Source organism: Haloarcula rara, from assembly GCF_029338235.1.
Taxonomy (GTDB): domain Archaea; phylum Halobacteriota; class Halobacteria; order Halobacteriales; family Haloarculaceae; genus Haloarcula; species Haloarcula rara.
The window spans coordinates 66,329-87,396 of record NZ_CP119785.1 but is presented as its reverse complement, the minus strand read 5'-3'; the positions used below and the strand labels follow the sequence as shown (position 1 = coordinate 87,396).

The window sequence follows — 21,068 nt, the reverse complement described above, 5'->3', positions numbered from 1 at the left end:
CCGCCAGACCTTTGCGGACACCCCCGGAACTAGCCAGCAATGAGTGAGGACATCACCGTTGGCGTCCTGAGTCTCCATTCGAGCAAGGAGACCAAGGCGATTCTCAACGCCGCAGACGAGATGGGATACGACACGGCGTGGCTGCGCGAGGAGAACCTGACTGTGCGAGCCGCCGCAGGGGACATGACACTTGAACCGCACGTAGACATCATCGCCAACCGACTCCTCCTCTCGAACGACGAACACCCGATGGAGGGCGTCGGCCTGGCGCTGACGCTCTCTAACCTCGCGCCGATGTTGAACGAGCCGATGGCGGCGACCACAGCGCTGCATAAGTTCGCAAGCGCCGCGGCGCTGGCCGAAGCCGGCGTCCCGATACCCGATGCCGTCCTCGCACTCTCGAACGAGCGGCTCAACGAAGAGCGCGCCCAGTTCGGCGACCGCGCGGTGTACAAGACGGCCATCGGCACCCACGGCGGGGGCACCTGGATGGTCGAACTCGACGACCCCGTCAACGCGCAGGTCGGCGACCGCCACGCGTTCCTGCAGGAGTTTTTGGACCACGATGAGGGACGCCACCACGACCTCCGCGTGTACGTTGTCGGCGACCGCGTCGTGGCCGCGATGAACCGCTACGCGCCCGAGGGCGAGTGGCGGACCAACGTCGCGCTGGGCGGCGACGTCGAGGACATGACCGGGCGGCTGCCCGAGCAGGTGCGACGGATGGCACTCGAATCAGTCGATGCCATCGGGCTCGACTACGCTGGCGTGGACATCGTCCAGGGCGAGGACGGGTACTACGTCCTCGAAGTCAATCCGACGGCGGGCTTCCGAGGACTGTTCGAAGCCAGCGGTGTCTCACCCGCGCCGTACATCGCCCAGCGTGCCATCGAACGGGCCGGTGGGAGCGTCCCCGACAGCGAGGTCGAGCGTCTCGCCGACCGGCTCGACGACTCCCGGCCCGCGGCGATGCCCTCGAGACCGAAACAAAAGCGCGCCGAGAACGTCGTCGTCGGCTACATCGAGGAGGTCGTCGTCTCCGGTACGCGAGGGAACAAGACCGTCCTGGCCAAGTCCGACACCGGCGCGACCAGGACGAGTATCGACGCCGAGCTCGCCGCCGAAATCGGCACTGGTCCCATCCTCGACATCGTGAAGATAAAGTCGGGCAGCCTCAAGTCGGGCCGCTCGCGGCCGGTCGTCGACCTGGTCGTCGGCCTGGGTGGCACCCAACACACCGTCACCGCCAGCGTCGAGGACCGCGCTCACATGGACTATCAAGTGCTGTTGGGCCGGGACATCCTCAAGCACTACCAGGTGGACGTCAATCACCGCGCCGACGCCGAGCGCGAAACCGACACCGAGGAAGAAGAGTTCTCGGAGGAGTAGGAAAGTACCGACGAGAGTGAGTCACGCCACCGAGTGCCTGTCCTGTCACCTCTCGTCTGTCACTTCTGTGATACTCTCTGCGATATCCTCCTCCGCCCGCCACAGATACAGCGTCGCGTAGCTCCGATACGGCGCCCACTGTTTTGCGTACTCGACCATCTCCGGGCGGCTGTAGCCGTCGCCCACGACGTTCGTGAATCCCTTGCGCACCCCCAGGTCACCGACGGGGAACACGTCCTCGCGACCCAGCGAGAACAGGAGTTGCATATTGGCTGTCCACGCACCGACGCCAGTGATGCCCGTGAGTTCGTCCCGGACGGCGTCGTCGGCCAGCCCCTCGAAGTACTCGACCGAGTAGCCCTGTTCCTCGAAGGCCGCCGCCACCTCGTTCACGTAGCGCGTCTTCTGGCGCGAGAGGCCGGCCTCTTTGAGGAGCGTGTCGTCTGCTGCCAGGACGCCGGCCGGCGTCATCTCGACGACGTCGAACAGCCGGTCGCGCGTGGCCGCGGCCGACGCCATCGACACTTGCTGGCGACAGATAGAGACCACCAGTCGCTGGAAGAGGTCCTCGGCGGGGTCGAGCGTCAGTTCGCCGTGGGCGTCGACGAGCGGGCCGATATCGGGGTCTTCACGGAGAAATTCGTGCGGCGAATCCGTCATCGCCCGGTCGTAACGAGTAGCGGGTGATGAACCTATTGCTCGCTGCCACTCCCGTCGGTGACCGCGGGCGAGTGCTCTTCGTCGACGTCGCCGTTTTCACGGTCGATGGGGCGGGCGGGGTTCCCGACGACCGTCGTCTCCGGGGAGACGTCGTCGACGACGACGGCGCCCGCACCGACCGTGGCGTTTTCCCCGATGGTGACGGGCCCGATGAGCGTAGCGTTGGCGCCTATCGTGACACCGTCTTCGAGCGTGGGGTGGCGCTTCTCGCGACGCATGGACTTGCCGCCCAGTGTCACACCGTGATACAGCAACACGTCGTCGCCGACGACGGCCGTCTCGCCGATGACGGTCGCCATCCCGTGGTCGATGAACAGTCGGTTGCCGACCTCGGCGCCTGGGTGTATCTCGACGCCGGTCAGGAGGCGGCTCAGATGTGAGACGAGCCGGGCGGCAAAGTCGTGGTCGCTCGCCCACAGCGCGTGAGCGAGGCGGTACAGCCAGATGGCGTGCAGGCCGGGGTACGTGAGGGCGACGGCCGTGGCACTGCTCGCTGCGGGGTCCTTGGCCAGTGCCGTGCGGACGTCGTCCCTGAGTGTTTCGAACATTGTAGCGTCGGTGGGGGCAATCGACAGCTGTGCTATCGGGAAAAGATCGACCCGCAACAACAGCGACGCGACTCCGCGCGGCGTCGCTGACTGTCGATTCGAACCGGCGAGAGATGACACCCACCGTTCATATGAGTATCTCACCGCCGAACGGGCTTAAAAACAGCGGGAACGCAATACCGCCGAGAGCTACTCGATATCTATCTGGTGACCGCTGTCGAGCGGTTCGACCCTGGCGACGGTGATGGTCAACACGCCGTCGTCCATCGACGCGGCGATGTTCTCCGTGTCGGCGTCGCTGGGGAGTGTGATGCGTCGGGACAGCGACTGGTGTGCCCGCTCCTGCTGGATGTAGTTCGCCTCCTCGGTCACCATCTCTTCGCGCTGTTCGGCCTCGATAGCGAGCGTGTTATCGGTGACGTACACCTGGATGTCATCTTTGCCGAAGCCGGGCATATCGGCCACGACTGTGTACTGCTCGTCGTCCTCTGCCATGTCGATTCGCGGCTGGCTCATCCCCTCCGACCACGGTTCGAGACCGGTGCCCCAGCGGTCCGCGGCGGTCTCGAATTGCTTGCTCATCTGTTCGAACCACGATTCCATACTGTCGAGTGGGGACTGTCGGTCCATAGTGGAGCGTGGACGCCGTCGCGCTTAGTTAGCCACTGAGTACGTGAGCGAGCGAGACGGGCACCCACGGCATTCGGCGCGGTAAGATGGTCTTTTTCACTCGCTCCCGGCGCCGTCGCGACGGTGAGGCCCTGATAAACTCGGGGGCGGTTTTTCAGGGAGAGAAACGTTGAAACGTCGGCCGCCAGTGGGGACACATGTCATGGATTTCGAGGACATCGAGACGGTCGCGGTGCTCGGCGCGGGCAACATGGGCCACGGCATCGCCGAGGTCGCCGCACTTTCGGGATACGAGGTCAGGATGCGCGACATCAAAGAGGAGTTCGTCCAGGACGGGTACGACAACATCGAGTGGTCGCTGAACAAACTCGCCGAGAAGGACCAGCTCACGCAGGACGAAGCAGACGGCGCACTCGACCGCATCACTCCGCTCGTCGACGTCGAGGACGCGGTGGGCGATGCCGACGTCGTCATCGAGGCCGTCCCAGAGAAGATGGACATAAAGAAGGACGTCTACACCGACGTCGAGGAACACGCCCCCGAGGAGGCCATCTTCGCCACCAACACCTCCAGCCTCTCTATCACCGAACTCTCGGAGGTGACCGAACGCCCCGAGCAGTTTTGCGGGATGCACTTCTTCAATCCCCCGGTGCGGATGCAGCTCGTCGAGGTCATCACGGGCGCTCACACCAGCGACGAGACCCTCGACGCTATCGAGGAACTGGCCGAGGACTTCGGCAAGAGCCCGGTCCGCGTCCGGAAGGACTCGCCGGGGTTCATCGTCAACCGCATCCTCGTCCCGCTGATGAACGAGGCCTGCTGGCTCGTCCACGACGACGTGGCCACCATCGCCGAGGTCGACTCGACGACGAAGTTCGACATCGGGCTCCCGATGGGCGCGCTCGAACTCTCGGACCAGGTCGGTAACGACGTCGGCCTCCACGTCCTGGAGTACATGCACGAGACGCTCGGCGAGGCCTACGACCCTTGCCCGCTGCTCGAAGCGAAGGTCGAAGACGAGAAGCTCGGCAAGAAGACCGGCGAGGGATTCTACGACTACGAGGACGGCGGCGCGGACATCCCACGGGACCAGGCTAGCGAGGACGTCAAACACCGCCTGCTCGCCGTGATGGCAAACGAGACCGGCAAGCTCGTCGAGAACGATGTGGCCCCGGTCGGCGACATCGACGAGGCCGTGATGCTCGGTGGCGGCTTCCCCGACGGCCCCGCGAAGATGGCCGACAACGCCGGTCTGGAGACGCTCGTCGAGACGCTCGGCGATGTGCACGACCAGACCGACGAGGAGCGCTACGAGGTTTCGGGCGGGCTGGCCAACGCGGCCGCCCAGGGCGGCTTCTACGGGGGTGACGACGAGAGCGAAGTCAGCTACGACACCATCAACGTCGACGTGCTCGACGGCCACGTGGGCCACATCGAGCTCGACCGACCACACCGGATGAACACGGTCAGCGCGGAGATGCTGGACGAACTCGCCGACGCCATCGACCAGCTCGACGAGGACGACGACGTCCGCTCGATCCTGCTGACAGGCGCGGGCGACCGAGCGTTCTCCGCGGGCGCGGACGTCCAGTCGGCCGCGACCAACGCGACCACGCTCGACGGCGTCGAACTCTCGAAACAGGGTCAGGAGACCTTCGGCAAGTTCGAGGAGTCTCCGATGCCCGTCGTCGCCGGCATCGACGGCTACACGCTCGGGGGCGGGATGGAACTGGCCACCGCCGCCGACATGCGCGTCGCCTCCGAGAGCTCCCAGTTCGGCCAGCCCGAACACAACCTCGGCCTGCTGCCCGGGTGGGGCGGCACGCAGCGACTCGCGAACATCGTCGGCGAGGGACGTGCCAAAGAGATAATCTTCACCGCCGAGCGCTACGAGGCCGCGGAGATGGCCGACTACGGATTCATCAACGAGGTCACCAGCAGCGACGAGCTGCTGGACGCAGCCACAGAGCTGGCCCGTGACCTCGCCGCCGGCCCGCCTATCGCGATGGACTTCACGAAGCGCGCGATGCACGCCGGCCGCGTCGACGAGGAGGCCGGTCTCGAGGTCGAGTCACAGGCCTTTGGCCACCTGTTCGCGACGGAGGACCTGATGGAGGGCCTGACCGCCTTCACCGAGGACCGCGACCCCGAGTTCGAGGGCAAGTAACGCCGCGACCCCCCGGCTGACCCGCCCACGGCACGGCCATCGGGTGCCGTGTCACCGCGCCACAGGTAGTGGAGATTTCGATGGGGTTAAATTGGTGTACCCGAAATCCGGAAGTACGCTCGGTTGGTGTAGTCCGGCCAATCATCTTGGCCTTTCGAGCCGAGGACCAGGGTTCAAATCCCTGACCGAGCACATTGCTGTCGCGAACAAACTCGTGAGCGACTGCTGAACTTCTTTCACCCCTTTAGCGCTCGGAAGAACATGAGAAACAATGGCACAGCGGTAGCTATTTTCGGGGGCCGTGAGTCCAACAACGTATGCAAGCAGTCGTACTCGCCGCCGGCGAAGGGACACGGATGCGTCCGCTGACAAAGAACACGCCGAAACCGATGCTCCCCGTGGCGGACCGCCCACTGGTGGCACATACCGCCGACACGGCAATCGAAGCCGGTGCTGAGGAGCTCATCTTCGTCGTCGGCTACGAGGCCGACGCGGTGCGTGAGTTCTTCGGCGACAGCTACGGCGGCGTTCCGGTCGAGTTCGCCGTCCAGGAGGAGCAACTCGGCACTGCAGACGCCGTCGACGCCGCCCGCGAGTATCTGGACGGCCCCTTCGCCGTGCTGAACGGGGACAATCTCTACGACGAGGCGAGCCTCTCTGCCCTCTTCGACGCGGCGCCGTCCATCGCCGCCTACCAGGTCCCGGACCCGTCGAACTACGGCGTCCTCTCGACAGAGGGCGACCGGGTCACCGCCATTATCGAGAAGCCCGCCGACCCGCCGACGCAACTGGCAAACGCCGGCGCGTACGTCTTCCCGGCCGAGGCCCGCGAGTGGCTCGACGTCGAGATGAGCGAGCGGGGCGAACGAGAGATAACGGACGTCGTCACGCAGGTCATCGAGGCCTACGACGTCACTGCCGTCGAGGTCGACCGCTGGCTCGACGTGGGCCGGCCCTGGGAGCTGCTGGAAGCCAACGAGTGGAAAGTCGGCGAGCTTGACCGCCGTATCGACGGTGAGGTCCGCGGTGACGCCGACCTGCGGGGTGACGTGGTCATAGAGGAGGGCGCCGTCGTCGAGCCCGGTGTCGTCATCGAGGGCCCGGCACTGGTCCGCGCTGGTTCGACTGTCGGCCCGAACGCGTACGTCCGCGGCGCCACGGTCCTCGGCGAGGACACCCACGTCGGCCACGGCGTCGAAATCAAGAACAGCGTCGTCATGGCCGACTCGAACGTCCCACACGTCTCCTACGTCGGCGACAGCGTGCTCGGCACCGACGTGAACCTCGGCGCGAGCACCCAGGTCGCGAACCTCCGCCACGACGGCGAGCCGGTGAAGATAACGGTCAAAGGCGACCGCGTCTCGACCGACCGCCGGAAGTTCGGTGTCGTCGCCGGCGATGGCGTCCGGACCGCCATCAACACCAGTCTCGATGCCGGTGTCGTGCTCTCGGCGGGCGCGACGACGACGCCCGGAGAGAGTGTCACCAGAGACCGGTAGCGACACCGAACGGAGGGACGACCCGACCCGACACAACGTTCCTAAAGCAGTAGCGAGGTTGACGGCTTCTCGCCGACGAGTATGTGAGATTAAGTAGGGCGACGACCACGCATCGGTAAGATGGTCGACCCAACATCGGATCACCACGAAGATATCGACGAGGAGGATGCCCCGAACTGCGCGGTGTGTGACGCCGTCATAGCCAACGAGGTGACACACCGCGTGATAACGTGGGTAGAGGAGGACGGCGTCGAGACGGCCCATTTCTGTGACGAGGACTGTCGCGAGTCGTGGGGCGGTGCCTGACGACGGGTCGCTCTTTCTCTCTTCTCCTATCGGCTGTCTCAGTGCGGTCGAACTCGGGAACTCCGCGGACAGAAAGCCCGAAGTCTCACTTTACTTCGTCGTAGGCTTGCTCGATGGACTGCTGACCCCCGACGGTGTCCGAGACGGTTCTGGTGAGCAGGTCGAAGACGACGACGACCGGATACAGCAGGAGGCTGACGTACCGCAGCGGCCGGACGACCCGTAGCGCGAACGTCTGGGCGTGGCCCAGGCCGTAGGACTTGGGGATGATCTCCCCGGCAATCAGGATGACCGTACTGGCGACGACCGTCGTAGCGAGGACGGCAAGCCCCGGGTCGAGCCGGTCGACCAGCACCGCGGTCAGGAGACTCGACAGCGTGATGTTGACGACGTTGTTCCCGACCAGCAGCGTGACCAGCAGCCTGTGTGGGTCCTCGAGCACGTCCGCGACGGCGGCCGCCCGCTGGTCGGTCACAGCGGCATCGGCCAGCCACTCCCGCGAGAGCGAGAACAGCGCCGTCTCGCTGCTGGAGAAGAAGGCGCTACACCCGAGCAGGGTGACGATGGCGACGAGCGTCGGCGCGAGCGGAACAGACATACCAGTCCCATCAGGAAGTGGGGTCAAAGAACCGGGCCATCGCTGTCGCTCGATAGGTTACTGCTGAAGAATGGTCCGGCAGGGAGTGAGCGAACGCGTAGCGTTCGCGAACGTCGAGAGACTCGCTTTGCGAGTCTCTCGGAATTTGAACCGGAATCAGACGTGCTCGCTCACTATGTTCGCTCCGCGCGACTGATAGGATTCAAATCTCTCCTGTCGATGTCAGCGACTCACGAGTTGCTCGTCGCAGAAATGCTCCGGCAGGGATTTGAACCGGAATCAGACGTGCTCGCTCACTCTGTTCGCTGTGCGCGACTGATAGGGTTCAAATCCTTCAGTCGATGTCAGCGACTCACGAGTTGTTCGTCGCAGTAATGCTCTGGCAGGGATTTGAACCGGAATCAGACGTGCTCGCTCACTATGTTCGCTCCGCGCGACTGATAGGGTTCAAATCCTTCAGTCGATGTCAGCGACTCACGAGTTGTTCGTCGCAGTAATGCTCTGGCAGGGATTTGAACCGGAATCAGACGTGCTCGCTCACTATGTTCGCTCCGCGCGACTGATAGGATTCAAATCTCTCCTGTCGATGTCAGCGACTCACGAGTTGCTCGTCGCAGAAATGCTCCGGCAGGGATTTGAACCCTGGTCATCACCGTGAGAGGGTGATATGATTGGCCGGACTACACCACCAGAGCGTACACTGAGTTCAAGGGTAGAGGTACCTATAATGATTCCGTTTCGGAAGCGCCCTGTGTGGGTTTCTCACTCCTCGTCGAACGGGGAGCCGGCCGCGTCGGGCTCCTCGCCGGCGAGGCTGATGATGTTCTCACGGCCTACCCGGAGTTTGCTGATGTCGCCCTCCTCTTCCATGTCCGAGAGGAGCATACTGACCTTGGATTTGGACCACTCGGTCGTCTCGACGATATCGACCTGTTTCATCCGACCCCCGTTCTCCTCCAGCAGCTTGATGACGCGGTCGTCGTCGTTGAGCAGTTCCGGCTCCTCGACGGCGGTGTCCGGTGTCGACTCGCTCGCCGACTCCGTCGTGGTCCCGCCGTCTTCGTCCCCACCTCCGAGGACGACTCCTGCGGCTCCGGACCGCCAGGCCGCGGCGGCTACCGCCCCAAGCGCGAGGACTGCCAGTACGATGGCGAACTGCCACATGCTCTCGCCGGTGCTTGCAGCGACGGTGGTCTCGTTCTCGGTCGGCGTGCCCCGCGCTGACGACGGTGGACCCAGCTCGACGTACGGCCGGTTGTCGTTGAACGGCCGCTCGCCGACGTACGTTATCGACTGGCTGTCTGCCAGCGAGTGTGGGTCACTCCGGGAGTCCGGCCCCGGTTCGGCGCTAGTAAACACCATCGACGTCTCGTGTTCGAACACCATCCGCTGTCCGGAACCGAGGTAGAAGCCGTCCTCGAATACGTCACTGACGACTATCCGCTCGTCGTACGTCTGGGCGAAGTTCGCCCACATGAACGACATCCGGACCGTCCCTCTGTCCTGTCCCGGTCTCGTCTCGATACCGGCAGACCGCTGGAAGTTCCGGGCGTCCATCTGCCGGCCGGTTTCGTTCGTCCCAAGCCGCGTGAGCGCCTCGGCGTCCTCGACGAAATTCCGGTAGAGGGACGTTTCGTTGTCCTCGAACTCCGACGCGTAGGCCCGGAACTGCTCGGTCTCGTTATCCTCCAGGGGCTGGTAGTGTTCTATCGCCCAGGTGGCCGACCCGTTCTCGTAGAGCGTGACGCGGAACGTCGTCGTGTCGAACTGGTCCGGCGTCTGCAATCGGTCGACACTCGTTTCGGCCACTGCCGGTGAGGCGGCGAAGCTCCCAACCAGCAAGAGAGCGGCGAGTATGGCGACGACCGCGCGTGACATCTACATCGTAAGACCCGAGGACAGCATAAAAACACTGTGAATGGACCCCCTACTCGTCGGCTATCCGGACTACGTCTGCCAGTTTCTGGACCGGATGGGGAACCCCGCCGTCGGTCGGACCGTCGCCGAGCTGTGTCCGGCAGGAGGCCCCGGGCGCGACGACTTCTTCCCCGTCGCTCGACCGGACCTGGTCGAAGAGTATCTCCGCGATATGCTGGCTCATCGAGTAGTGTTCGGCTTCGTAGCCAAAGGAGCCGGCCATCCCACAGCAGCCCGAGTCGAGCGGGTCGACGTCGTAGCCGGCCCGGCGGAGGACGCCGACCGCGTGGTGGTCCTTCGTCACTGCCTTCTGGTGACAGTGGCCGTGGTAGGTCAGCGACGCGTCAGTCGTCTCCCAGTCGACGTTGCTGTCGAGCGCGAACCGGTCGAGATACTCACAGACGCCGAAGGTCCCGCTCGCGAGTGTGGTCGCGTCGTCGTGGTCGTGCCCGAGCAGGTCCAGATAGTCCGACTGGGCCATTACAGCGTCGGAGGGTTCGACGACCACCACGTCCCAGCCATCGGCGATGCGCGGGGCAAGCGCGTCGACGTTCGCCGCCGCTCGTTCGCGGGCCAGGTCGAGAAACCCCTTCGAGTGGGCGGCCCGGCCTGAGGGCCCGACGTCGTCGGGCACCCGGACGTGGACGCCAGCGGCCTCGAGCACCTCGACGGCGGCCCGGAGCACCTCTGGGTGGCTGTAGTTGTTGTACGTGTCCGGGAACAGGAGTGCCCGACGGGTGGCCTCGTCTTCGTGGACGGCGGGGCCGCGGTCGGCCCACCACGCTTCGAACGACTCGCTCTGGAAGGTCGGGAGGTCTCGCTCGCGGGCGATGCCGAGCAGTTTCTCGCCCAGATACCCGCTGCCGGGCAGTTTCGCGGCCCAGTTCGACACCGGCGCGAGCGTACTCCCGACCCATGAAATAGTCTCGACGTTCGCGAAGATTCGGTCCCGAAGGCTCGCGCCGTGTTCCTCGTGGTGGGCGTGTTCGACTTCGGCTTTGAGCTTCGCCATGTCGACCTCGCTCGGGCAGTCTTTCGCACAGCCCTTGCAGCCGATACAGAGGTCCATCACTTCCGAGACGAATTCGTCGTCGGTGGGGTCGTCGGGCAGGTCGCCGCTCATGGCCTGGCGCAGCATGTTCGCTCGGCCGCGTGTCGCGGTGCTCTCCTCGTCGGCCGCCCGGTAGGTCGGACACATCACGCCGCCGGTTGTCTCCTGGGGGCCGCGACAGCCGCCACAGCCGTGACAGAGTTCGACCATCCCGGCCATCCCGTTCTCGTTGGGCCAGTCCAGCGCGGGGGAAAAGCCCATCTCGAAGTCGTACTCCGGCGAAAAGCGGAGGTTCTCGGTCATATCGACAGTCCGGGCACGGGGCGGTGCGTCGCCGGCGGCGACGGCGGTTTCGCCAGCGCCTACGACCTGGCCCGGGTTCAGCAGCCAGTCGGGGTCGAATGTCCGCTTGAGGTCCTGAAACAGCTCCCAGACGTCGTCACCGTACAGCTTGTGATTCCACTGGGTCCGAGCGCGGCCGTCGCCGTGCTCGCCGGAGACGCTCCCGCCGTACTTCTGGACGAGGTCCGTCGCGCCGTCGGCGATGGCCTCCATGCGCTCTACTCCGTCGACGGTCTTGGTGTCCACGAGCGGGCGGATGTGCAGACAGCCCGGCCCTGCGTGGGCGTAGAAGGAGGCGAAGGTGCCCTGTTCCTCGAGAAGCTGCCGGAACTCCGCGACGTACTCGGGGAGGTTCTCCGGCGGGACCGCCGTGTCCTCGATGAAGCTGATATGTTTGGCGTCGCTGGTCCGACCCAGCAAGATAGGCAGGCCGGATTTCCGAAGTTTCCAGAAGCGCTTGCGCTCGTCGTCGCTGTGGGCCTCACGGCCGAGGAACGCGTGGGTCGGTGCGTCGGTCACCGTCGCGGCGTCGGCACTCGGCGTGACGGCCGTATCGACGTCGCCGATGCGGTCGGCAAGCAGGTCCGCGACTTTCTCTTTCCCGGACTCGTCGTCCCCGGCGTAGAACTCCACCAGCAGTATCGCCCCCGTCCCGCCGGGGACGATTTCGTCGACGAGCGCGCCGAAATCCTCGGTCTCGGCGGCCAGGTCGAGCAGGACGTCGTCGAGTACCTCGACCGCGGCGGGGTCGTGTGCGAGTATCGGCTCGACGTCACACATTGCGGTCACGAGGTCGTCGTAGGTCAACAGCGCGAGCGCCTTCGTCTCTGGGACCGGCTCCAGAGCCACGGTCGCCTCCGTGACGATGGCCAGGGTCCCCTCGCTGCCGGCCAGTAGTCGCGCGAGGTTGACGGTGCCCGCCTCGCCGTACTCGCCGCGGGCCTCCGCCAGCAGCCGGTCGAGGTTGTACCCCGAGACGTTCCGTTTGAGCCGCGGGTACGACGCCTCGATGGCCTCGGCAGCGTCCTCGAGGAGCCGGACCACGGCGTCGTAGATGCGGGCTTCCAGGTCGCCGTCGGGGTCGCCGGCGGCCCGTAGCTGTTCGACCGTGGTCTCGCCGAACGTGGTCACCGTCCCATCCGCGAGGACAACCTCGCAGGATTCGATATAGTGGTCGGTCTTGCCGTACTGCAGCGAGTGGGCGCCGGTGGAGTTGTTCCCGATGGCCCCGCCCAGCGCCGATTTGTCGCCCCACGCCGGGTCCGGCGCGAACTTCAGTCCCTCGGGAGCGAGCGCAGCGTTCAGGTCCCCGAGCGTCGTCCCGACCTGGGCCGTCGCCCGCCGGTCCTCGGGGCTGACCGACAGCAGCTCGTCCATGTGACGGGTGAAATCGAGGACGACGGCCTCGTTGACCGATTGGCCAGCGAGGCTGGTCCCGCCCCCGCGGGGGAGGACCGGTATCTCGCGTCTCGCGCAGTAGTTCATCACGGCGGCCACGTCGGCAGTCGATGCGGGATAGACGACGCCGACCGGCGTCACCTCGTACGCGCTGGCGTCGGTAGCGTACAGTTGCCGGGAGTACTCGTCGAAGCGGATATCGCCCTCGACGCGCTCGCGGAGTTCCGCGACCATCGCCGGTCGGGCGACCCTCCCGCCCTGATAGTCGTAGTCGGCCCGCTGGTCGCCGGCAGGGTCGTCGTTCGTGTCCCCCTCGGTAGCGCCCATGGCTCAGGGTCTGGGCCGCCCCCACGTTAAGCTGGCGCACCCATGGCTCGCGGGGTCGCTCGGTTCTGAACAGAGATAGTCATACGGACCGTTGTAGCAATTTACCGGTCAGAGTCGACCCCGGGGTCGACGTTTGCCGGAAATAATCTACAACGGTCCGTATCAGGCGGTTCGGGAACGCTACGGCGCGAGGCGGTTCTTCCGGTTTTTCATCTCGCGTTCGTAGTGGTCGAACGTGATGGGACACCAGTCGGCGGCGATGTCCAGCAGGTCCTCGGTCAGCCCGCGAATCTCCCACTGGGCGTCCGCGGCGGCGCGCATGTCGGCGACGTGCATCAGCATGCGAGCGTTCATCGACATCACCATGTTCACCTTCGTCCCGATAGGGAGGACGAAGCGGGCGTCTTCCGGTGGCATCCCGAGGTCGAGTAGCTGCTGATAAGACTCGACGGCGTCCTCGATGGTGTCTCTGAATATTTCGGCGCGTTCCTCGACGGTCTCCTCGTCGACCTGGACGCTCTGCTGGTTGCGACCGACCCAGTCCGGGTCCGTCGCCGATGGCGGGATGACGACCATCTCGCCCTCGCGGACGTCGGCGGGGTCTACGTCGTCGAAGGCGACGTATCGCATCGACTGGACGTCGAAGGAGACGTGTCGGTGGCGAGTTATCTGTGCCATACACGAGCGGGAGACCCCCTCGACGGCGAAGGTTATCTGGGGGTGCTCGAACGGACCGAAGTGACCGTGGTCCAGCAGGTGCCCGATGAGCGTCTCCTTCTTTGCTTCCAGCGTGTCGCCCTCGACCGTCTCCATCGTCGCCTCGAAGGATTGGCCGCCGACGAACTCGTCGCTGTAATCGTTGCGTGCCCCCTTGCAGATGAGTTCCTCCGGGTCCTCGGTGGCTTCGAGCAGCGTGACTTCCATACGGGGTGGGACACCCGGAAGGTGAAAATACTTCCTTCCGACGCCGGAGTTCAGATTCGCTTCCAGTCGGTGGGTTCGGTAGCCAGCCCCAAGACGCGGGCCTCGCGGCCGCCTCCGTCGGCGTCGCGGATGTCGATGAGCCCGTCGAAGGCCTGCTTGATGACCTGGATAGTCTGCTGGTCGTGTGCCCCCGAGTCGATGGTGAACACACCGATGTAGCCGGCGGCGTCGAGCCGGGACGACAGGACGTGACAGAACTTGAAGACGGTCTTCTTGTCGGTGTAGGTCAGCATCGTCGACAGCGAGACAAGCGCCAGACGACCCCGCTCGCGCCCGGAGTCGTGGAGCCCCTCCAGCGCTTTGGTGATGCCGATACCGATACCGGTCAGGTCGCCCGGCGAGGAGACCTGGTGGACGGACACTCCGTCGATTAGTTCGGGGTCGGCCCCGCCCTCGCCGCGGCAGTCCACGACGCCGAGCTGGGCCCCCTGGAGGTCCGGTACGCGGTCGCGAAACTCCTCGACGACGCTGGCCGCCTTGTCGCTCGTGGTGACGACCACGGCGCCGTCGCCGTCTCTGGCCCCGTCGGCCAGGATATCGTAGACGAGTTTCTCTTTCCCGGTCATCGCGGGTCCCGAGACGAGGATACTGGACCCGGGCCGGACCTCGGCCAGTGCGTCGAAATCGAGAACTGATGACAGATCGTACATACCTTTCACCCCCTCACTCTTCGTCACCGTTGCTCAGTCCACGCAGCGTTGCGATGAAGTCGTCGTCGTCTTCGATACCCCCAAGCGTATCGTCGAGCCCCTCGCGCATCTCGGCTATCTCTTCGGTCAGGTCGGAGTACTGGTCGCTCTCGGCCAGTTCCGCGCTGGATTTCGTCGCCTCCAGTGTGGCCTGCTTCTCGACCAGCGCGTAGTACTCCTGCAGCATCGAATCGTACTCCGAACGCTCCAGGAGGTTCGTCACGGTGTCATGAAGCTGTTCGCTCCGAATCGGCTTCGAGAGGTAGGCGTCAAAGCCCATCTCCAGAATGTCGAAGTCCGGTTCGACGGCGGTGACCATCGCGACCCGACAGCCCAGGTCGCGCTTTCGAATCTCGCTGAGAACTTCGTCACCCGACAGTCCCGGCATCATCCGGTCGAGCAGGACCACGTCGACGTCTTCGTCCAGTAGCTCGAGGCCTTCGTCCCCGTTTTGCCCCATTCGGACCTCGTAATCACCCTGTAGCCACAGTTTGTACGTCTCGGCGACGTCCGGTTCATCCTCCACAATAAGTACGACAGGTGGGTCCGACTCAGACATGCTATTCCTTACTACCACAGTTTCTGTATCCTCCTACATAGCCCTGTGGGTGTTTGGCCGTACACCGTGGTTACGTCTGACATATCCGGGGGGCACTCCGCCGCCGGGAGCGACACCGACATGGCCGGCCCGGTCGAAGCGAGTGTATGATTCGGAACCTGGCTCGGCGAACTGACGCCTTTACCAGTAACGTCTTTCTCGTCACCGGCGACCGTCGCGTGCTCGTCGACGTCGGCAACGAGTTCGACGTCGTCAGCGCCGCTCGAGAGCACGTCGACGATATAGACGCCGTCGTCCTGACACATACCCACTACGACCACGTCGAGAACCTCCCCGCGGTCGTCGAGGCCTTCGACGTCGACGTCTGGGGATACGACACGACTCAGGATGGCACCGATCACGCAATCGAAGACGGCGACACCGTCCGGCTGGGCGACCACGAGTACACCGCACTCCACACGCCGGGTCACAAGAACGACCACCTCTGTCTGTTCTCCGCGGCGGCGAGTGTGCTGTTCGCGGGCGACCTGGTCTTCGCCAACGGGAGCTTCGGCCGGACGGACCTCGAAGAGGGCGACCGCGACCAGCTGGTCGAGAGCATCGACCGCGTACTGGAGACGGTTCCAGAGGACCTCGCGGCGATGCACACCGGTCACGGCCCCAGCGTCGAGGACCGACCGTACCACGACATCGAGCTCGCCTGGCAGGCGGCGCGGTTCTAGGCCCCCGCAAAGACATTTATCGGTTCGTCCATACCAACGAGTGTGAGTCGAGACGCGCCGTCGACGGACACCCTCCACGCAGCGATACTCGACCGTATCTCGGACGGTGTCGTCGCGCTGAACGACAACCTGCAATTCACCTACCTCAACGACCGTGCTGTGGAACTGCTTTCCGCCGACCGGGACGCGCTCCTCGGGCGTCCGGTGTGGGACTCGCTTGCCGATGGTGCGTCGGCCGTGTTTCGCCCGCCCCTCGAACGGGCCGTCGAGACAGGGACCGAACAGTCCTGTGAGTGGGTCGGCCCGGAACGGGGCTCCAGCTGGCTCGTCCGGTTCTATCCGGACGACGACGGGCTGACCATCGTCGTCACGGAGACGACGGACCGGCGCAGTCACGAGGAGACGCTCGGCCGACTCCACGAGGCGACCCGACGGATGCTGCTTGCCAGGTCGCCCGAAGCGGTCGCCGACCTGGTCAGCAGTGCGGCGGTCGAGATTCTCGGACTCCCGCTCAACGCGGTCCACTACTACGACGAAGCGACCGATGCGTTACGCCCCGTCGTGCAGTCGCCGGCGTGTTACGACGTGCTGGGGAAGGCGCCCGCACTGGACAGCGGCCTCGCCTGGGAGGCCTATCAGTCTGGCGACGCCGGCGTCTATCCCGACGTGCGGGCCGCAGCCGGCGTCTTCGACGCCGAGACGCCGTTCCGGAGCGAATTACTCGTTCCCCTCGGCGAGTACGGCGTGTTCATCGTCGCGGCCCAGACGACCGACGAGTTCACCGACACCGACGTCACGCTGGCGAAACTCCTGGCCGCGAACGCGACGGTCGCTCTGGACCAGGTCACCACCGAGAGCCTCCTGGCCCAGCAGCGGGACAACCTCGAACTGCTCACCCGGATGATGAGCCACGACATCCGCAACGACCTCCAGGTGGTCGGCGCCATCGCCGAGATACTCGGCGAGAACGTCGACGGGACCCAGCAGGAGTACGTCGAGAAGATACGGCGGAACACGGCCGCAGCGGTGGAGCTGACTACCAGCGCACAGGAGCTCGTCGAGGCGATGCTCCGCACCGAGACCGAGCCCTGCCCGGTTTCGCTCAGAGAGAGTCTGGAAGACCAGCTCACGAGAGTCACAGAGACGGCGACGGACGCGACGATAACCGTCGACGGCGAGATACCGGACGTGACCGTCCTGGCCGACGAGATGCTGGGGTCGGTGTTCCGGAACGTTCTCAAGAACGCTGTCCAGCACAACCGCGAGCCGGACCCCACGGTGACCGTCACCGTCGAGGCCGACGAGACGGTCGTCCGGGTCAAGGTCGCCGACAACGGCCCCGGCATCCCCGACGACCGGAAAGAGAGTATCTTCGGCCGGGGCGAACGCGGGATGTCGAGTGACGGGACCGGCATCGGCCTGTATCTGGTCGAGACGCTCGTCGACCAGTACGGCGGCCACGTCTGGGTCGAAGACAGAGAACGCAGTTCCGCAGGCAGTCGGCCGCCGGCCGACGACAACGACCCGACTGGCGCCGTCTTCGTCATCGAACTCCAGCGGGAGTAACGGCTTGCAGTCGGCGACCCGACTCAGTCGAACGCCGTCGCCAGCAGGGCGTCGTAGGCGTGGTCGTAGGCGTCCGCGATCGCCTGTGGCTCTTTCTGTGTCTCGCTGTCCAGCGCCGGCAACCGGACCGCGCCGGCCCGGTCGATGAGGTCGACGACGTTTGCGACGCGTTCCTCCAGTTGGCCCTCCTCGGGACCCCCGGTGGCTATCTCGCAGGCCTTCGCGTAGCGGCGACCGTCGTAGAAGCGCGCTCTGCCGGGCTCGACGACGGCGACGGCGTCCGGTTCGAACCCGTCCAGGGGCCTCGCGATGTCGCCGTAGGACTCGACGACGGCGCGGTCGGTCGCGAGGATTTCCTCGCGTAACTCGGCGAGCGCATCGGCGTGCATCACGCCCATCAGGTCGTTGAAATCAGGCAGCGACGTGACCCGCGGCGCCGCCTCCAGCGGGAGCCGCTCGGTCGCCGAGTCGGGGACGTCGACGGTGCCGTTGACGACGAACTCGCCGACGCCGTCTTTCACCCCCACGCGGTCGACGACGAACTGTCTGGCCGTCTGGCCGAGCAGCCCCTTCGAGGGGCCCGGCGACGGGTGCCAGAGCCGGTGGACGGCGTTGATAGCTTCGGGAGTCACGTCACCGGGCGAGGCCTCGGCCAGCCGACGGGCGTCCTTGCCGTAGAGCCGTCCCTCCTCGGTCGCTTGCTGGTAGTCGTCGTGGTCGAACCAGTAGTTGTTACCGGCCCGGGGCTTGAATCCGCGGGCGCCGGTGTGGGAAAGCAGGCCAACGGAGAAGGTCGTCTTGCCGGCGTCGACCCGGTCGCCACCGGCCACGAGCAGCTTCATTCGTCGGCGAGTCCGTAGAGCCCGACCACCTCGTCGTCGTCCGGTTCGGCGAAGACGAGGTCGTCCTGGTTGTATATCATCCACGGGATGGCCCAGTCGATGAACACCGACTCGTTGAAATCTGATAGTTCGGCGTCGGCCGGGAGGCCCTGCAGTAGCCGGGCAAGTTCGGGAATCGTGTACAGCAGCTCCGGGTCGAGCACGTCTGCGGGCTCGTAGAGGTCGAACGAGCGGACGTCGTCGAACTCCGCTTTGGGTGCAGGCATAGGCGACGGTTTGCCGACCGAGCGTGTAAACCTCTCGAAGTCGGTGCAGTCGCTGGTCGGCGGGCAGCGCGCAAAAAAGTGCGTATTCGGGAGTTACTCGAAGTGACCGACTGCGGTGCTGTACTCCTCGGCGACCTCGTCCCAGTCGACGACCTCGAAGAAGGCGTCGATGAAGTCGCCGCGGGCCGGACCGTAGTCGTAGTAGTACGAGTGCTCCCAGACGTCGAGGGCCAGGATGGGGTGGGAACCCCAGAGCGCGCCCTGGTCGTGCTTGTCGACCGGGACGTTGCGGAGCTGCTTTGCGACCGGGTCGTAGACCAGAAGCGCCCAGCCGCCGGCAGCGGACGCGGCAGCCTCGAACTCGCCCTTCCAGCCTTCGTAGGAACCGAAGTCCTCCTCGATGCGGTCTGCGAGTTCGCCCTCGGGCTCACCGCCACCGTTGGGGTCCATGTTGTTCCAGAACAGCGTGTGGAGATAGTGGCCACAGCCGTTGTGGGTGACGTTGCCCATCGCACCGGCGGACGAACCGAAGTCCCCCGACTCGCGGTTCTCGGCCAGCGTCGCTTCCGCCGACTCGAGCCCGTTTACGTACCCCTGATGGTGGGTGTCGTGGTGCCAGGTGAGCACCTGCTCGGAGATGTGAGGCTCCAGGGCGTCGTAGTCGTACGGGAGCGGTGGCAGTTCAGGTTCGGAGTGTTCGGACATATGAAATCTCCTCCAAGGTAATTGTCGGGCGGATGCCTTTTAAACGTTTAGAAGCCGTATGGTAGCAGTACACACGCAGTACGGGCCGGCGGGCGGTTTCACCGCTTCGCGTCTCGAAGGGAAGTGATCGGACCGATAGGTACTCGATGTGTCAGATGGCGACCGCGGTGTCCCGGTCCAGCGGTTCCATCACTCGTCGTCCGTTCGCGGGAACGTGAGTTCCAGCGATGTGTGTTCCCCGTCTCTTCCGATTCGGATGGTGCCGTTTGCCTGCTCTACCCCCCAGTTGACCAGCCACCGGCTCATATCGGCCTGGTCCGACGGTTGCGGCCGGGCCTCCCCACGGAGCACGGCCCGTTCGTGGTCCGACAGCGGCTGCCCGATATCGCTGACGGAGACGGTGACTGACTCCGGGCCGGCGTCGACCGAGATACCGACGACGGGTTCTGGGACCTCCTGGAGGGACCGCTCGGCGGCGTGGCGCAGCGAGACGCGAAACACGGGTTCGAAGAGGCCACTGCAGTAGGCCCATTCGCCCAGCGTCGCATCGAGAACGAACGACACCTCGGGCTTCCACTCCCGGGCCGCCTCGATCTCCTCGTGGATTATCGGGACGATGTCGGCCGGCGAGGCTGCGTGGGAGTCCATCATCGACGCCAGGTCCCCGGCCCGGTCGCTCACGCCGAGGGCCATCGACGCCCGGTCGAGTATTTCTTCGCTGTCACCGTCGTCGACGACCTGCTGTACCGTCGTCATCTCCTCCTGAATCGTCGCGCGCAACACCTCGTTCAGCGTGTTCAGTCGCTGTTTGCGCTCCCGGCGTTCGGTCACGTCCCGCATCGTGACGACCGTCCCGAGCACGCTGTCCCCGCCTGCATCTATCGCTGCCGTCTGGACGTCGTAGTGGGTCGGTTCACCGTCGTGCTCGACGGTCACGGTCGAGCCCGCGCTCTCCGAGTCGACGTCTGCGAGCGGCGTGAGCGACTCCCGCTGGGCACCGACGAGGGTCTGACGGTCGCGGTTCAGCGTCGAGCAGGCCGCCCTGTTGCAGTCCACGACAGTCCCTTCGCCGTCGAACACGACGATAGGATCGTCCACCGCCGAGAGAGCCGTGTCGGTCGCCAGGTGGTGTGGAATCGGGACCGTTCTGAAGGCGTCGAACTCCAGTATTGCGAGGGCCACGAGACCGCTCGAGAGTGCGAACGTCAACGGTGTCAGGGTGAACGGGTCGAGATCGACTGTCCCCGTCGTGGCGACGATGTTGGCGGCCAGCGGGACGGCGCCAGCACCGGTGAGTGCGACGGCCTGTCCCTGATAGAGTTCGCGGCGGTCGACGACGAACTCCACGAGGAGGACGAGACTGCTCGTGATGAGGAGCCACGAGTAGACGGCGGAGAGCCAGTAGACCACACCAGTGTCGGTGACCACGACGTGAACCCCCTCGGACCGGAGAATCATGGGGTTTGGTCCGACCAGGGGTTCGAAGGCCACGGCGACGGCGACGAGTGTGGCCACCGGAGGGACTGCCAGCGCCACCAACCGGTTCCTGCTGAGATACTGGCCGCGGCCCGTGTATTCCAGGACGAAAATCAGCCAGGCAAGCGGAATCACGACGGCCCCGGCCCACTCCAATTTGTCGAACAGTACCGCCTGTGCCGGCGACGGACTGAACAGTTCCCCGGCGTAACACAGCAGCCACCACATCTCCGCGACCGAGGCGACCAGTAGCGGCTTCACACCTGGAATCGACCGGTTCCGGTAAAAGAAAACGGTGACGAGGACGACGACAAAGACGGACACGAAGAGCGCTATCAGGAACGGTTCGATGCTCACACTATATCCT

General features: G+C 65.1%; 19 protein-coding genes and 2 tRNA genes. 7 read left to right on the top strand and 14 right to left on the bottom strand.

Annotation, left to right across the window (positions count from 1 at the left end; translation table 11 throughout):
* Window positions 1–39: 39 nt before the first annotated feature.
* A complete protein-coding gene (locus P1K32_RS00485; protein WP_276250773.1) occupies window positions 40–1,389 on the top strand; it encodes a RimK family alpha-L-glutamate ligase in 1,350 nt (449 codons plus the stop codon).
* Window positions 1,390–1,434: 45 nt separating this feature from the next.
* Here P1K32_RS00485 and P1K32_RS00480 read toward each other — a convergent pair whose 3' ends face one another.
* The 3 genes from P1K32_RS00480 to P1K32_RS00470 all read right to left on the bottom strand — a co-directional run bounded on the left by P1K32_RS00480 (window position 1,435) and on the right by P1K32_RS00470 (window position 3,287).
* Complete coding sequence (locus tag P1K32_RS00480) at window positions 1,435–2,049, bottom strand: DNA-3-methyladenine glycosylase family protein (protein ID WP_276250772.1); 615 nt, start codon at window positions 2,047–2,049, stop codon at window positions 1,435–1,437.
* A gap of 32 nt (window positions 2,050–2,081) precedes the next feature.
* A complete protein-coding gene (cysE, locus tag P1K32_RS00475) occupies window positions 2,082–2,657 on the bottom strand; it encodes a serine O-acetyltransferase (RefSeq protein ID WP_276250771.1) in 576 nt (191 codons plus the stop codon).
* Window positions 2,658–2,846: 189 nt separating this feature from the next.
* Window positions 2,847–3,287, bottom strand: coding sequence for an Hsp20/alpha crystallin family protein (locus P1K32_RS00470; RefSeq protein ID WP_276250770.1), 441 nt, complete (start codon window positions 3,285–3,287; stop codon window positions 2,847–2,849).
* Between the two features lie 202 nt (window positions 3,288–3,489).
* On the opposite strand from P1K32_RS00470, the gene P1K32_RS00465 reads away from it, so the two are divergent.
* The 4 genes from P1K32_RS00465 (at window position 3,490) to P1K32_RS00450 (ending at window position 7,259) form a co-directional block, all read left to right on the top strand.
* On the top strand, window positions 3,490–5,454 hold the full coding sequence (locus tag P1K32_RS00465) for a 3-hydroxyacyl-CoA dehydrogenase/enoyl-CoA hydratase family protein (RefSeq protein WP_276250769.1): 1,965 nt from the start codon (window positions 3,490–3,492) through the stop codon (window positions 5,452–5,454).
* Window positions 5,455–5,571: 117 nt separating this feature from the next.
* Window positions 5,572–5,646 (top strand) — tRNA-Glu (locus tag P1K32_RS00460).
* Between the two features lie 125 nt (window positions 5,647–5,771).
* Window positions 5,772–6,953 (top strand): bifunctional sugar-1-phosphate nucleotidylyltransferase/acetyltransferase, encoded by a 1,182-nt coding sequence (gene glmU, locus P1K32_RS00455; protein WP_276250768.1) that lies wholly within the window; start codon window positions 5,772–5,774, stop codon window positions 6,951–6,953.
* A gap of 120 nt (window positions 6,954–7,073) precedes the next feature.
* The gene (locus tag P1K32_RS00450; protein ID WP_276250767.1) at window positions 7,074–7,259 is read left to right on the top strand and encodes a DUF7576 family protein; all 186 of its coding nucleotides are present in this window, start codon (window positions 7,074–7,076) and stop codon (window positions 7,257–7,259) included.
* An 85-nt stretch (window positions 7,260–7,344) separates the two neighbouring features.
* Here P1K32_RS00450 and P1K32_RS00445 read toward each other — a convergent pair whose 3' ends face one another.
* The 7 genes from P1K32_RS00445 to P1K32_RS00415 all read right to left on the bottom strand — a co-directional run bounded on the left by P1K32_RS00445 (window position 7,345) and on the right by P1K32_RS00415 (window position 15,124).
* Window positions 7,345–7,857, bottom strand: a complete 513-nt coding sequence (locus P1K32_RS00445; RefSeq protein WP_276250766.1) for a DUF21 domain-containing protein — start codon at window positions 7,855–7,857, stop codon at window positions 7,345–7,347.
* 620 nt (window positions 7,858–8,477) lie between these two features.
* Window positions 8,478–8,552: transfer RNA gene (locus tag P1K32_RS00440), tRNA-Glu, on the bottom strand.
* Between the two features lie 67 nt (window positions 8,553–8,619).
* Complete coding sequence (locus P1K32_RS00435; protein WP_276250765.1) at window positions 8,620–9,735, bottom strand: helix-turn-helix transcriptional regulator; 1,116 nt, start codon at window positions 9,733–9,735, stop codon at window positions 8,620–8,622.
* Window positions 9,736–9,784: 49 nt separating this feature from the next.
* Complete coding sequence (locus P1K32_RS00430) at window positions 9,785–12,892, bottom strand: FAD-linked oxidase C-terminal domain-containing protein (protein WP_276250764.1); 3,108 nt, start codon at window positions 12,890–12,892, stop codon at window positions 9,785–9,787.
* A 180-nt stretch (window positions 12,893–13,072) separates the two neighbouring features.
* Window positions 13,073–13,816: an FAD-dependent thymidylate synthase gene (gene thyX / locus P1K32_RS00425; RefSeq protein ID WP_276250763.1), complete on the bottom strand. Its 744-nt coding sequence runs from the start codon at window positions 13,814–13,816 to the stop codon at window positions 13,073–13,075.
* 50 nt (window positions 13,817–13,866) lie between these two features.
* Window positions 13,867–14,526 carry an RAD55 family ATPase gene (locus P1K32_RS00420; RefSeq protein WP_276250762.1) on the bottom strand — a complete coding sequence of 220 codons (660 nt, stop codon included), beginning with the start codon at window positions 14,524–14,526 and terminating at the stop codon, window positions 13,867–13,869.
* Window positions 14,527–14,539: 13 nt separating this feature from the next.
* Complete coding sequence (locus P1K32_RS00415) at window positions 14,540–15,124, bottom strand: HalX domain-containing protein (RefSeq protein WP_276250761.1); 585 nt, start codon at window positions 15,122–15,124, stop codon at window positions 14,540–14,542.
* Window positions 15,125–15,270: 146 nt separating this feature from the next.
* On the opposite strand from P1K32_RS00415, the gene P1K32_RS00410 reads away from it, so the two are divergent.
* Entirely contained in the window at window positions 15,271–15,846 is a 576-nt protein-coding gene (locus P1K32_RS00410) for an MBL fold metallo-hydrolase (RefSeq protein WP_276250760.1), read from the top strand.
* 42 nt (window positions 15,847–15,888) lie between these two features.
* Window positions 15,889–17,412, top strand: coding sequence for a PAS domain-containing sensor histidine kinase (locus P1K32_RS00405; RefSeq protein ID WP_276250759.1), 1,524 nt, complete (start codon window positions 15,889–15,891; stop codon window positions 17,410–17,412).
* 23 nt (window positions 17,413–17,435) lie between these two features.
* Here the strand turns inward: P1K32_RS00405 and P1K32_RS00400 are convergent, their stop codons facing one another.
* The 4 genes from P1K32_RS00400 to P1K32_RS00385 all read right to left on the bottom strand — a co-directional run bounded on the left by P1K32_RS00400 (window position 17,436) and on the right by P1K32_RS00385 (window position 21,058).
* Entirely contained in the window at window positions 17,436–18,254 is an 819-nt protein-coding gene (locus tag P1K32_RS00400) for an ATPase (protein WP_276250758.1), read from the bottom strand.
* Window positions 18,251–18,520, bottom strand: a complete 270-nt coding sequence (locus P1K32_RS00395; protein WP_276250757.1) for a DUF5827 family protein — start codon at window positions 18,518–18,520, stop codon at window positions 18,251–18,253. The genes P1K32_RS00400 and P1K32_RS00395 overlap by 4 nt, the downstream gene beginning before the upstream one ends.
* Before the next feature lie 93 nt (window positions 18,521–18,613).
* A complete protein-coding gene (gene sod / locus P1K32_RS00390; protein ID WP_276250756.1) occupies window positions 18,614–19,225 on the bottom strand; it encodes a superoxide dismutase in 612 nt (203 codons plus the stop codon).
* A 189-nt stretch (window positions 19,226–19,414) separates the two neighbouring features.
* Window positions 19,415–21,058: a histidine kinase N-terminal 7TM domain-containing protein gene (locus P1K32_RS00385; protein WP_276250755.1), complete on the bottom strand. Its 1,644-nt coding sequence runs from the start codon at window positions 21,056–21,058 to the stop codon at window positions 19,415–19,417.
* Window positions 21,059–21,068: the final 10 nt, after the last annotated feature.